Origin of the sequence: Sphingobium yanoikuyae (assembly GCF_013001025.1) — a bacterium.
GTDB lineage: Bacteria > Pseudomonadota > Alphaproteobacteria > Sphingomonadales > Sphingomonadaceae > Sphingobium > Sphingobium yanoikuyae_A.
The window spans coordinates 860,646-873,432 of record NZ_CP053021.1; the positions used below are offsets into that span (position 1 = coordinate 860,646).

Annotated in this window: 14 protein-coding genes; 3 read left to right on the forward strand and 11 right to left on the reverse strand. The window is 64.4% G+C overall.

From position 1 onward, the window contains the following. Positions 1–36 precede the first annotated feature (36 nt). The 9 genes from HH800_RS04505 to HH800_RS04545 all read right to left on the reverse strand — a co-directional run bounded on the left by HH800_RS04505 (position 37) and on the right by HH800_RS04545 (position 10,203). Positions 37–1,641 (reverse strand): family 43 glycosylhydrolase, encoded by a 1,605-nt coding sequence (locus HH800_RS04505; RefSeq protein WP_169860313.1) that lies wholly within the window; start codon positions 1,639–1,641, stop codon positions 37–39. Between the two features lie 53 nt (positions 1,642–1,694). Then, a complete protein-coding gene (locus HH800_RS04510) occupies positions 1,695–2,087 on the reverse strand; it encodes a VOC family protein (RefSeq protein WP_169860314.1) in 393 nt (130 codons plus the stop codon). A 39-nt stretch (positions 2,088–2,126) separates the two neighbouring features. Beyond that, positions 2,127–4,670 (reverse strand): bifunctional lysylphosphatidylglycerol flippase/synthetase MprF, encoded by a 2,544-nt coding sequence (gene mprF, locus HH800_RS04515; protein ID WP_169860315.1) that lies wholly within the window; start codon positions 4,668–4,670, stop codon positions 2,127–2,129. A 6-nt stretch (positions 4,671–4,676) separates the two neighbouring features. Next, positions 4,677–5,087, reverse strand: coding sequence for a DUF2147 domain-containing protein (locus HH800_RS04520; protein WP_037512273.1), 411 nt, complete (start codon positions 5,085–5,087; stop codon positions 4,677–4,679). Positions 5,088–5,090: 3 nt separating this feature from the next. After that, entirely contained in the window at positions 5,091–5,828 is a 738-nt protein-coding gene (locus HH800_RS04525; protein WP_169860316.1) for an AcvB/VirJ family lysyl-phosphatidylglycerol hydrolase, read from the reverse strand. A 225-nt stretch (positions 5,829–6,053) separates the two neighbouring features. Further along, positions 6,054–6,812 carry a TIGR02186 family protein gene (locus tag HH800_RS04530; RefSeq protein WP_169860317.1) on the reverse strand — a complete coding sequence of 253 codons (759 nt, stop codon included), beginning with the start codon at positions 6,810–6,812 and terminating at the stop codon, positions 6,054–6,056. Beyond that, complete coding sequence (locus HH800_RS04535) at positions 6,809–7,723, reverse strand: sulfite exporter TauE/SafE family protein (protein WP_169860318.1); 915 nt, start codon at positions 7,721–7,723, stop codon at positions 6,809–6,811. Before HH800_RS04535 ends, HH800_RS04530 begins: the two co-directional genes overlap by 4 nt. 57 nt (positions 7,724–7,780) lie before the next feature. Further along, positions 7,781–8,821 (reverse strand): hypothetical protein, encoded by a 1,041-nt coding sequence (locus HH800_RS04540; protein WP_235682020.1) that lies wholly within the window; start codon positions 8,819–8,821, stop codon positions 7,781–7,783. Next, positions 8,818–10,203 carry a glycosyl transferase family protein gene (locus HH800_RS04545; RefSeq protein ID WP_169863238.1) on the reverse strand — a complete coding sequence of 462 codons (1,386 nt, stop codon included), beginning with the start codon at positions 10,201–10,203 and terminating at the stop codon, positions 8,818–8,820. Before HH800_RS04545 ends, HH800_RS04540 begins: the two co-directional genes overlap by 4 nt. A gap of 195 nt (positions 10,204–10,398) precedes the next feature. On the opposite strand from HH800_RS04545, the gene nhaA reads away from it, so the two are divergent. Next, positions 10,399–11,613, forward strand: coding sequence for a Na+/H+ antiporter NhaA (gene nhaA / locus HH800_RS04550; protein WP_169860319.1), 1,215 nt, complete (start codon positions 10,399–10,401; stop codon positions 11,611–11,613). A gap of 113 nt (positions 11,614–11,726) precedes the next feature. Then, positions 11,727–11,909, forward strand: coding sequence for a hypothetical protein (locus tag HH800_RS04555; protein ID WP_010336659.1), 183 nt, complete (start codon positions 11,727–11,729; stop codon positions 11,907–11,909). A 24-nt stretch (positions 11,910–11,933) separates the two neighbouring features. Here the strand turns inward: HH800_RS04555 and HH800_RS04560 are convergent, their stop codons facing one another. Together HH800_RS04560 and HH800_RS28980 are read right to left on the reverse strand one after the other, a co-directional pair. Beyond that, complete coding sequence (locus HH800_RS04560; RefSeq protein ID WP_169860320.1) at positions 11,934–12,332, reverse strand: low affinity iron permease family protein; 399 nt, start codon at positions 12,330–12,332, stop codon at positions 11,934–11,936. Between the two features lie 38 nt (positions 12,333–12,370). Continuing rightward, the gene (locus HH800_RS28980; RefSeq protein WP_235682139.1) at positions 12,371–12,541 is read right to left on the reverse strand and encodes a hypothetical protein; all 171 of its coding nucleotides are present in this window, start codon (positions 12,539–12,541) and stop codon (positions 12,371–12,373) included. Between HH800_RS28980 and HH800_RS04565 the strand changes: the two genes are divergently transcribed. Continuing rightward, on the forward strand, positions 12,489–12,725 hold the full coding sequence (locus HH800_RS04565) for a hypothetical protein (protein WP_235682112.1): 237 nt from the start codon (positions 12,489–12,491) through the stop codon (positions 12,723–12,725). The two genes, HH800_RS28980 and HH800_RS04565, sit on opposite strands and share 53 nt — an antisense overlap. Positions 12,726–12,787 lie beyond the last annotated feature (62 nt).

Consider the following 12,787-nt stretch of genomic DNA (forward strand, 5'->3'; position numbering starts at 1 on the left):
CTTCGACTGTCGCGTCCCGTGTCGGCCCAATCGGCCTTAGAGCGCGCGAAAACGGAAGTCGGTGAAGCGCGCTTCGCCGGCACCGGCGGAATAGAGGCCGGGGCGCAGCATCAGGAAGCCGCCGCGCACATTATGGTGATAGCCCGACACTTCCATGCCCCGGTCGAACCGTTTCCAGCTCCTGCCGTCGTCGCCGCTGATGTGAAAGCGGATGATGTGCCGGTCGTTGGTGACGCGCATCCGCATCCGGCGGCCATGGGGATTGGCGGGGCGGCCGCGCTCGATCCCATATTGATGGGTGACGAACCGCTCCTGGTCGAAGCCCAGCCCGCAATACAACTGTTCGTCATAGAAGAGGAGAAGGCCGGCGACGCCACCCGGCGCGATCTCGATCGTGCATTCGAACTGATAGGCCTGATCGCCCGCCACCAGCAGCAAGGGCGACGAACTGGAGGGGGCGGTGCCGCTGGCCTTCAGGACCAGCGATCCGCCCTCGACCCGCGCGCGCTGCGCCTCCTGCGGCGCCGGCTTGAAGAAGTTCCAGCGCGAACCGAGGTGCAGCGCACTGAAATCATCCGACAGTGGCTGGCCATGCGGCCCGGCCTGGCCGCCCCTGGGCTTGGCGATCGGTTGCGACAGATCGCCGCCGGTCATGCGGAACCAGCCATCCGCCGTCCATTCGACCGGGTCGAGCAACGTCTGCCGCCCCAATGTCCAATAGCCATTTTCATAGCCATGATAGACCGACCACCAACTGCCATCCGGTCCCTCGACCAAGGTGGCATGGCCGCGCGACCACCATTTTTCGGCGCGGTCGACGGTGCGCACGATCGGGTTGGCCGGGCAATTTTCCCAGGGGCCATGGATCGACCGCGACCGGGCGGCGATCACCATATGCCCGGTCGGCGGTCCGGCCGTGCCGCCCACGGCGGTCACCAGATAGAAATAGCCCTTATGGCGCAAAATCTTGGGGCCTTCGGGCGAGAAACCCTCGACATCCCAGTCGTCGGGATAGTGCCAGGGGTCATAGACATGTTCGGGCTGGCCGACGGTCGCCAGACCATCGTCGGTCAGGCGCACCCGGTCGCCGCCCGACAGGAACAGCCAGCGCGATCCATCCTCGCCCACCGCATGGCCGGGATCGATATGGTTGGGCAGATGCAGGTCGATCGGATCGCTCCACGGCCCCTCGATCCGATCGGCCCAGATCACATAGCTGGTGTTGGGAGACGCCTTGACCGGGATGTAGAGATAATAGCGGCCCTTGTGCCTGCACAGTTCAGGCGCCCAGACCGATCCGATATTCTTGTGCAGCGCCGGGCCGATCGGCCGCCAGTTCACCAGGTCGCGCGAATGCCAGATGATGAGTCCGGGATAGGAATCGAAGGTCGAGAAGGTCATGTAATAATCCGCGCCATCCTTGAGGATGGTGGGATCGGGATGATCGCCCGCGATCAGCGGATTGAGGAAGCGGCCGTCGCCCAGATCGGCGATGCGCTGATTGTCGAAGCCGCGCCGCCAGTCGGGCGCGGGGGCAGGCGTGTCCGGTGGAGCAGGGGGTGCCGCCCGCGCCTCGCTCAAACCACCTGCCAGCGCCGCCGAAGCCGTCGCCAGCAATGCGTCCCGTCGGCTGACTGCCATGACCCTCTCCCGATTATTGATACCGGTTACCTAAGGGCCATGACCTGATGCTGTCAAATGGCGCGGACCTGATCCTCGTAAAGCTCCAGCGGCAGTCCGTCTGGGTCGGCGAAGAAGGTGAAGCGCCGGTCGGTATATTCGTCCACCCGCACCGGTTCGCACACCACGCCATGGCTTTCGAGCCGGGCGACCTCCGCATCCAGGTCGCTGACGGCAAAGGCAAGGTGGCGCAGGCCACAGGCTTCCGGGCGCGAGGGGCGCGGCGGCGGATTGGGGAAGGAGAAAAGCTCGATCTGCGCGTCGCCGACGGCCAGATCGCATTTCCAGCTGTCGCGTTCGGCGCGATAGACCTCGTTCAGCACGGCAAAGCCGAGAATGTCGACATAGAAATGGCGGGACCGGGCATAGTCGGACCCGATGATGGCGATATGATGGATGGCGTGCATCGCCCAGCGCTATCGCGGGATGCGCCCGTCGCGCAATGGCTATCCGGCGATCAGTGCCTGAAGATCGAGCAGCGCCCGGCCGAAGGACAGGCCTTGCGGCCCCGCGACGAAGCGGGGTTCCCATTCCGGCCCGAACTTGTCCTTGTAGGCGCGCAGTCCTTCAAAGCCGTAGAGCGCATTGCCATGCTGGTAGAGCAGCGCCCCCAGCTTCGACCAGAGCGGTGCCAGCCGGCGCGCCTCCAGCCCGGAAAGCGGGGCGAGGCCGAGGTTGAACCAGCGATAACCCTGTGCCTTGCCCCACAGCATCAGGTGGATGAACAGAAAGTCCATCGTGCCATAGGGGGCGTCCTCGTCATGGCGCATCAGGTCGACCGACAGTTCGGACCGGTCGGCCGCGGCCCAGATATTGGCGAAGGCGACGATCCTGTCCTCCTGTCGCACCACGGCGCAGTCGAACCGCGCCATATAGGCGCGATCGAAGCGGCCGACGCTGAAGCATTTTTCCTTATGCCCCTTGGCCTGCAGCCAATGAGCGGAAATCTCGGCCAGCCGGTCCATTTCCTTGTCCAGCATCGCCGCAGGGATGATCTCGAAACTGGCGCCCTCCCGCGCCGCGCGCCGCTCGGCATAGCGCAGCGGCTTGGCATCCGGGCCGTCCAGCGTGAAACCGGCCAGATCGACATGCGCCTCCTCGCCATATTTGACGATCTGCAGCCCCAGTTCGATTGCGAGCGGCAGCATGTCCTGGCTGATCTGATAGAGCAGCAGGCGGCCCTGCGCGGCATCGGCTTGTTCGCGCAGCCGCCAGAGCAGGTCCGCCCATTCGCTGCGGGCGCCGACGGGATCGCCCATGACGATCCAGCTATGCCCCCTGATCTGGTACATCAGGCAACAGGTGCCGCCATCCGACACCAGGAAGCGCTTGTCGCCGATATAGGCGAGATTGGCGTCGGTGCGTTCGGCCAGCGCCAGCGCGGCCTCCGGCGGGACGGCGGCATTGCTGGCCAAGGCGGGAATGGTTGCGGCCGGGCGCAGCAGGCGCCAGAGCGCCACGCCGATCAGCAGGACGGCAACGGCCAGGCTGGCGCGCAGGAAACGCGAGGCATCGGCGCGGGCGGCAAAATGCCACCAGAGGTCGTTCTGATATTCGACATGCTTGTAGGCGAAGAAGCCGATCCAGACGCAGAGGCCCAGAACCACTGCGACTGTCGCCAGCCAGCCGGGGGTGAAGGCGTCGGCGATGAGCTGGGTCCGACGATAGAAGGCCGGGCGCGCCCATTGCAGCAGCGCGGCGATCAGCAGCATCGCCGCCGCTTCCTCATAATCCAGCCCCTTGAGCAGCGAGAAGATCGCGCCGGCCAGCAGCAGGATGCGGGTCAGCCAGAAGGCCCCGTCCAGCCGCCGGTAGAGGCCGGCCGACAGGATCAGCAGCGCCGCGCCGACCAGGCTGCCGGCCATGTGGGAGGCTTCGAGGAAGGGCAACGGCACGACGCTGTTAAGGGTGGCGACCCGGTGCGGGATGGCCGGGAGCGAACCCGATACCAGCAGGATGGCACCGCCCAGGAAGACGAGCGCCGCCGTCATGATCGGTGCGAGGCCGGTCGTGACGGCTTGCAGGCCGCGCAGGGTGCGGCGCAACGGCTGTCGCCAGCGCCAGCCTTCCTGCGCAACGATGATGCCGACTGCGATCAGCAGCGGCAGGATATAATAGACCAGTCGATAGGCGAGCAGCGCGGCGACCAGTTGCGGCCGGTCCACGCCGGGCAGGGCGGCGAGCATCACCAGTTCGAACACGCCGACGCCGCCGGGCACATGGGTCAGCAGCACGGCGACGATGGCGAGCGCATAGCCCAGGAAGAAGGCAGGCCAGACATGGAGGCCAACGCCGGGCACCAGGACGAACAGCGCAGCGCTGGCCGCAGCGAGATCGATCACACCGATGCCGATCTGGCAGAATATGCGCGAGGCGGGCGGCAGCGGCAGGGACATGCGGCCAAAATGCAGCATCCGTCCCTGCCGGCCGGCAAAGAGGATCAGGCCGATGATGGCCGTGAGGGTCAGGCTTCCGGCCACACGCAATGCTGGCGCGGACAGGCGGACATCGCCTATCGACAGCGTCTCCGGCCGCCAGACCAGCATGGCCGCCGCCAGCGTCAGGACGCCGCCCCAGAAGGTGGCGCCAGCGATCGCGACCACCCGCGCTACATCGGCAACACCCAGCCCCGCCGCGCTGTAGATGCGGTAGCGCGCCGATCCGCCGGTCAGCAGCGACAGGCCCAGATTATGGCTGAGCGTATAGCTGATGAAGGAGGCGAGCGCCGCCGTGCCATAGGGCAAGGGGCGGCCGATCGAGCGCAGCGCCAGCACGTCGTAGAAGGTGAGCGTGACATAGCTGATCGCGGTCAGCAGCAGGGCGGGGATCAGGGCTGTCGGGCCAAGTGCATGAAAGGCCGCGCGGATGTCGCGCACATGCACATCGTGCAGCAGATGGTAGAGCGCGACGAAGCCGAGCGCGGCGAGCAGCACCACAAGCCCGACCGACAAGGGCGTCTGGTAACGGCGCAAATATGTCATGGCCCCCATCTGTCGCTACCCCGTCTTGACCCGGTGCCAGAGCTGGCTGCGGCAGAAAAGCCCACCCAGGATGCAGCCGGAAATCTTCAGCTGGTCCGGCCCCTGCTGGTCGATGGTGGAATAGAAGGTGCGGCCCATGTCGGGCACATAGACCCGCCCGGCCCAATGGCCCGGTCCCTTGGGGCGATAATCCTGCAACAGGGTGGTGCCGACCAGATGCGGGATGCCGGCATCGCTGGCATCGGCCAGCGCCTCGGCATTGGCGTGACTGACCCAGCCGCACAATCTGTCCTGACAGGCGCCGGTCGTGACCGTGACGCTGCCGCGCGGATTGATCCAGGAACCCAGCACCGGATCGGCCGCCATCGCCGGAGCGGCGGCGATCAGGCTGATGCCGGCAAGGAACAGGCGCAAGGCATGAGGCATGGGTCAGGTCTTCCGGATCAATCCCTGCCGGGCGAAGGCCGCGTGCAGGACATGGTAGAGCGCATCGACATCATGGTGCAATGGATGCCCGCCCGGCAGCGCGACGGTCTGCCCATTGGGCTGGTGCAGCAATGGGCACAGGCTGGCCGCTTCCTCCTGTCCATGGACGCAGAGCAAAGGCGCCCAGTCGAGCTTGCGCGCGGTCGGCAGGGCGTCCGCCTCCGCCATGGCAAAGGTGAATATCTCACCGGGCGAAGCGCGATATTCGACCGTGGCGCCTGGCACCACCAGCGCGACCATGGCGATGGCATGGTGTTGGGCAGCGGGCAGCGTTGCAAGGCCGACATGCGCCATGTCGGCGCCGAAGGACTGGCCTATCAGGATGACCGGCGCGGCGGGATCGATGCTGTGGGCCTGAGCCAGGGCCTGGCTGATCAGGGTAGTGGCTTCGGCAGAGCTGCGGGTCTTGCGAAAATAGGTCAGCGAATTGACGCCGACGGTCGGCAGGCCGTCTCGCGTCAGGCGTGCCATGATGCCCGGCCCCATGCCGACCTTCATGCCCATGTCGCCCGACAGGATGATGGCGATCGGCGTGCCATGGCCCGGCCGATAGCCCTGTGGGCGGGAGAGGGAAAAGGGATCGCCGCCCAGATAGCCGAGCCATTGGAAGGTCGCTGCCAGCAGAGCGAGGATCAGGACGGGCAGGATATACCGGATGCTCTTGCCGCTGCGCGCCATCATGCCGTCTCCGCGATCGACCCGAGCGCCCGGCACGTCGGGAGGAGACCGACGTGCCGGGCTGTGAGCGGTCGGAACAAGACCCACGCGTTCCGACCGTTCGGCCAGCTGGTCCAAGCTGGCCTGTTTCGTGCCACCCAAGGGGGGAGGGGAGGTGGCACGACCGATATGGTCTATGACGGCCTGCGGTAGCGTGGCTGGAAGATGAACTTTTGGAGAGGCGGTCGATTAGATGCGACGGGCGACTGCGCCGGCGGCCCAGCCCATGCCGACGGCCAGGGCGATGGCGGTCAGGCCATAGAGGAAAGACCAGCGTTCGGCCGCGACGGCCATGAACTGTTCGAAGCCCGATTTGCGAACATGGATGTCGCGCACCGCCGCTGCTACGACGCGGCCGTCCTGCACCAGGAAGGTTTCGGCGGTATAGTCGCCCACGATCACACGGGCCGAGAGCGGCAGGCGGGCGCGATAGAGCACGTCGTCGCTGATCTCCACTGTGCCGGGGCGTTCGACGAACAGGCCGTTGCGCTGGCGCAGATCGACAAGGCCAGCCTGAAACCGGTCCAGCTCGGCGCTATCGTTGAGCGAGGAGGGGGAGAGTTGCAGCTTGTCGACGCCCAGTTCGTAGATCGCCGCCGTGCGTTCATCGACGATCTGGGCGATCGGCCGGGAGGAGGCCATGGCGTAGAAGCTGGGCGCAGAGCGAAAGCGGGCGCGGTCGGCATTGACCCAGATGCCGGCGACCTTCTGCTTCTCGCGCATGGTGATCGACTGTTCGGGGCCTTTCAGCACGACGACGATGTCCGCCGGCTTGTCCGGACTCCGACCGTCGGGATAGACGATGGCGCCGAACAGCAGCAGGTCCGCGCCGGTGAAGCTGTACTGGATCTCGACCTCGCGCTGGGACACATCGGGCACCAGTTGCGGTTCGTCCGCGGCACTCAGCAGCAGCGCCAGAGCCGGCAGGATGAGGCGGGATATCCTCATTTCACGTCGATCGTGAAGATTTCGTCGGGCCGCCAGCCCAGCCCCAGCGCCATGCGCGCGGCGACCAGCAGCACGATCGCGGCGAGCAGGATGCGCAGATATTCCGGGCGGATCGTCATCGACAGCCGGGTGCCGACCTGCGCGCCGGTGACGCTGCCGATCAGCAGCAGCATGGCCAGCACCAGATCGACCGCCTTGGTCGTCATCGCGTGCATCATCGTCGTCGCCATGGTGACGAACAGGATCTGAAACAGCGACGTGCCGACCACCGACTGGGTGTTCATGCCGAGCAGATAGAGCATCGCCGGCACCAGGATGAAGCCGCCACCCACGCCCAGCAACATGGTCAGGATGCCGGTTGCCATGCCCAGCAGCAGCGGCGCCAGCGGCGAGATATAGAGGCCCGAGCGATAGAAGCGCCAGCGCATCGGCAGTGCTGCGACCAGCGGATGGTGGCGGCGCTTGCGCGCCTGCATGCGCTTGCCGGTCTTGAGCGCGATCAGTGCCTGGATCGACTCCTTCGCCATCAGCGATCCGATGCCGCCCAGCATCAGCACATAGAGAATGCCGATCACCGTATCGATCTGCCCCAGCGACTGGAGCAAGCGAAAGATGAGGACGCCAAGGCCCGCGCCGACCACGCCGCCGGCGATCAGTACGCCGCCCATGCGGAAATCGACGGTGCCGCGCGACATGTGGGTCACGACGCCGGAAACACTGGCGCCGGTCACCTGGCTGGCAGCGGAGGCCGCTGCGACCGTGGGCGGGATGCCATAGAAGATGAGCAGCGGCGTCGTGAGGAAGCCGCCACCCACGCCGAACATGCCCGACAACAGGCCGACGACGCCACCCAGTCCGATGATGATCAGGGCGTTCACCGACAGATTGGCGATGGGCAGGTATAGATCCATGCCCCATCGGGTTAGAGACAAAAGACTCCGAGCGAAAGCCGGGAGATGGCCGGTAGGCTAAAAATCGGCGGCGAGTGTGACCGCCAGGCCGGAAGCCGGTTTGGCTTGACCGGCGACACGTTCACGCCATTCGATCCCGATGCGTGCGGCGATCGCTGGAAGGGGCAGACGAAACTGGATTTCGGGGCCGATATCCAGTCGTTCGACATCGGGTTGCGCACCACCAGACAGGCTGAGGCCAACGCGCAGAGGGCTGCCCTTGATCGGCGCGAGAAGCGAGAATTTTCCGTCGATGAAAAGGTCGCGCTTGTGCAGTCCTACCATGCCGGTCTGTGCGTAAAGGCTGGCCTCGATCGGCCCGGCAACGGGTCTGGGGCCAAAACCGCCGACGAGCAACAGCGCGAAGGAGTCGCGCGCCTGGGTATCGAGCGCGATCCGTCGTTCGGCGGCAAGGCTGACGGCAATATGGCGTACTGGCTGATAGGACAGGCCGATCGCGGTTTCGGGCGCCTCGGGCGACTGGAGGGCCGTCGTCGCCCGACCATAAGCGGCGAGGCGTCCCGAGGATCGGGGCGTCAGGTCGAAGTCGATCCGTGCTCCGGCCTGCGACCCGCCGAGGCGCCCCACCGTGGCCAGGTCTGCCGATGAACCACCGCCGGAGCGCCAGAGCAGCCAGACGCTGCCTTGCCAGCGATCATAGCCGACGGGCGATATGGTCGATACCGAAATGGCAAGCGGTTCCATGGCTTTGGGCCGGCCTAGGGGAGGTCTTTGTCTGGAGGCGCCAGAGTTCAACGACCATGCGTTCGATAGTGGCGCGATGGCATAAGAGGGCCGGACTGGCTTGAAGGGCGAACTCGCACGGATGGGTTGCCACTTATTGCCAGAATAAATTGCTGTTTCTGCTTTGTGGATGATCGGGATCATGCGCTCCTGATGGGTGGGGGAGCCGATCCGACTGCCTTTTGCCGGGGTTGGTACTGTCGCTGGTAGCGGCGCTGTCGACGCGATCGTGCCGAACAGGCGCATGCCAGTCCAGCCGATGCACAGCATGAAAAAGAAGCGCACCGGCCGTCCATCGGCCGATGATCCGATCATGCCTGCTCCTCCATGTCGGGGAAGTGATGTTGCGTCTTGTCCCACACCAGCGGCTTGCCCAGCAGCGACTGGACATAGAGGATCACGGCGCGCCGGGCGGCCAGGATAGCGATCGCATTGCCGACGAACATGCGCGGCACGGCCGCCAGTCCATGCCGCCAGCCATAGGCATGGCCGGCAAAGATCGCGCGCATCATGATGCGCCATGCCATGAGCCAGAGATTGAGCGTCAGCAAGCTGTCGATCAGCGGCGTCGACGGGCGCATTTGCGGCGCCAGGAATGGGCGCGCCAGTTCCAACATGCTCCAGAGCAGCAGCGTGGCGTAGGCGGCGACGATGATCAGGGCCGCAAGGGTGGCGCGCCGGTCCCTGATCCGCATCCACCATTCGGCCGGGCCACCCTGCCAGCCCATCCGATCCCATCCGGCAAGCGAAATGCCGATGATCCAGCGTGCCTTCTGGCGGATGGCGGCCGGGGCGCTGTCGGGAAAATATTCGCGTGTCGCGACAAGACGGCCCTGTGCGTCACGGATGCGCAGGAAGATGCCCCGGCCGCCCATGTCGGCGATCCGCAACCCCGCCTCATAGTCTTCGGTCAATGACCCCGGATCGAATGGCCCCGCGCCAGCATGAGGGGCGAGAGCGGCCAATATATTTCTTTCAAAGGCGCAGGCGACGCCAGCAGAGGGAATGGATGCACCAAGAAATTCCCTCACTGTCAGGGACTTCCCATGAGCTTCCGCAAACTCATCGCAATAATGATTGGCGATGGCACGGGAAAACCAGGTGCCGCGACCGGGTAGGGGGAGTACCGGCAATTGCACGAGCGCGAACCGGTCGATCATATGATCGAACAGCCGGATTTCATCGGGATGCACGACGTCTTCGGCATCGTGCATGACGATGGCCTTGAACCGGATGCCGCTTCGGCCTTCCTCCGCCAGCATGCTGCGCCAGTTGATGTTCAGGCAATCGGCCTTTGTGGTTGGGCCGGGGCGGTCATTCAGGCACAATATGATATGCGGTTGATCGATGGCGATGGACGCAATCGCGTCGATCGTTGCGGGATCATTGGGATAGGCGCCGACGAATATGCGATAATCGGCATCGCCCCAGCAATGTACGGCATGGCGCAGCATCGCGCCGATGACGTCCGCTTCCTGCCAGGCAGGAATGAAGATGGCGATACGGCCGGGCGTCGATGAAGGTGGCAATGTCGCCATCGTCATGCGGAGGCGGCGAGGGTGCCGGACCGCCCGCCAGGCTCGGCGGATCAGGAACAGAAGGTCGATCGCCAGATCATCCAGCCCGCCCAAGGCGAAGCCGATGACCGCGAACAACAATATCTCATAATGCAGCGCCTGTAGCGCGCCAAAGAGCATGTCCCCCACGATCCCGGATTCCCCCTGTCCCGATCGCCATGCGGCAGGGCGAATTTATGTCATGAGAACAGCGGTCTTCCAAGTATTTTGGAGAAAGTCTGTCAACATTGGCCGGCTGATCTGGGTTGGACCTGAGCGGAAATTTCCCTAAGGGGGAAGAATGGCAATACCGGCAAGCACTTATGGAGAAGAGGCGTGACCGAACGGCCCGTGTCCGCCCTCAGGAATTTCCTGAAGGGAGAAGCAGGCAGTGGCGTCTTGCTGATGATTTCGGCCGCGATCGCAATGATCATGGCGAATCTTCCTGGTGCTGCCGGCCATGTCTATCATGACATCTTCCATATGGTGACGGGGCCGGTGCTTGCTCCTGCGCTCGGTCCCATGACGATCCATTTGTGGGTCAATGACGGACTGATGGCGATCTTCTTCCTGCTGGTCGGGCTGGAGATCAAACGTGAGTTCGTCGATGGCGGTCTGTCCACCTGGGAGAGGCGGCGCCTGCCTTTCATCGCGGCGGGGGCGGGCATGATCGCGCCAGCGCTGGTCTATCTGGCCGTTACGGTTGGGGAACCGGCCCTGGCGCGCGGCTGGGCGATCCCGGCGGCCACGGATATTGCCTTCGCGATTGGGGTTCTGGCGCTGCTGGGATCGCGGGCTCCCGCATCGATCAAGCTGTTCCTGACGGCTGTCGCGATCGTCGACGACATGGGTGCGGTCGCGATCATTGCGCTGGCCTATAGCCAGGGGCTGGATGTCATGGCTTTGGCCGGCGCCTTTGTCGTCCTGCTGGTCATGTTCGGGATGAATCGTGTCGGTGTGCGGGCCTTGGCACCTTATCTCATCGGCTTCCTGCTGCTCTGGTATCTGATGCTGCTGTCGGGCGTGCATGCCACGATCGCGGGCGTGCTCGCCGCCATCACCATTCCGGTCAATCGCACGCCGGGTGCGCCGGATGCGGTGGACAGTCCGCTCCATCGCCTGGAACATCTGATCCATCCCTGGAGCGCCTATCTGATCGTGCCGCTCTTCGGCTTCGCCAATGCCGGCATCACGCTCAATGGCGAAGCGATCGGCGCTCTGCTCAGCCCCTTGCCGATCGGCGTGGCGCTGGGGCTGCTGCTCGGCAAGCAACTGGGCGTGTTCGGCAGTATCTGGCTGGCGCAGAAGCTGGGTATCGCGGCGCGGCCTTCGGGGGCGAGCTGGGTGCAGATTTACGGCATGGCGCTGCTGTGCGGGATCGGTTTCACCATGAGCCTGTTCATTGGCGCGCTCGCCTTTCCGGGGCAGCCATTGCTGGTCGAGGAGGCCAAGATCGGCATCCTTGGCGGATCCTTGCTGTCCGCGCTGTGCGGTTATGCGGTGCTGCGTTTTGCACCAGCGCCGCGTTCGGTCGAGCGGGGCGCAGGGTGAGGGGAATCGCGTAGCATTAACCTTCATGCTACTATCGCTCTGCCGCTGACGCGACTCGCTTCGCGTCAGCGCGCCGACCGCACTTTCGAAAAATACGGGAGGAGGGCGAACCGATGGAGACGGACGTCAACTATCTGCTGCATCGCCAGCAGATGTCGCTGATCAACGCGCAGGCAACAGCATCGCCCGAGGGGCGCGCTGCCTATGAAGGGCTGGCGCGCGGTTATATCGATCAGGTCGAAGCCTATCGCAGACGCAATGAGCAGCAGGAGAGGCTGATCATTCCGGCGCATTGATCCTCCGGCCGTTGCGTCATCGCGCTATCGACGGGAAATCAGGCGATCGATCACGTCCTGATGCGGGCCATCGGCACCGCATTCGCGCTCCAGTATCTTCTTGATCTTCTCTAGTTCGGCTTCGGTCAGATGTTCGATGCCGATGAAGTCGTTGCGCGCGGTCTCGATCGAACGGATCAGTTCGTCGAGCTTGGCCTGGATCGCGGCGCCGTCGCGGTTCTGGGCATTCTGGATCAGGAAGACCATCAGGAAGGTGACGATGGTCGTGCCGGTATTGATCACCAGTTGCCAAGTGTCGGAATAATGAAAGAAAGGGCCGGTCACGCCCCAGATCAATACCACGCCGACCGCCAGGATGAAGGCGAGCGGCTGGCCGGTCCAACTGGCGATCCGTGCCGACAGGGCGGAAAATATCCGATCCATGCAAACTCCTTTGGCTGTCCTGCGCATTTAGGCTCTGTTCAGCCATCTGCTGTCATGGCCATGCCCATGGCAATCATATCTTTTCGTGCAACGATCGGCGCGCTCGCCGGCTCCCTTCTGCTGGCCTCCTGCGCCAGTGTTTCTCCCGAATCACGCGTGCGTGCCGGGTTGATCGACGCCGGTCTTTCACCGCGAATGGCCGGCTGCATGGCCGAACGCATGGTCGATCGGCTCAGTCTAGTGCAGTTGCGACGGCTTCAGTCGATCGCATCGCTCCACAAGTCGCACATGGGCAAGATGAGCATGGACGAACTCCTCTATAAGGTCCGTGCGCTGGAGGATCCGGAGATATTTCTGGTGACCAGCAAGGCCGCTATCCACTGCTCCTTCTGACGCCGAATTCACAATAAAGCAGGGTCGAGCTCCGCAGGGGTTTTGCAATTTTGCAAAGTCGT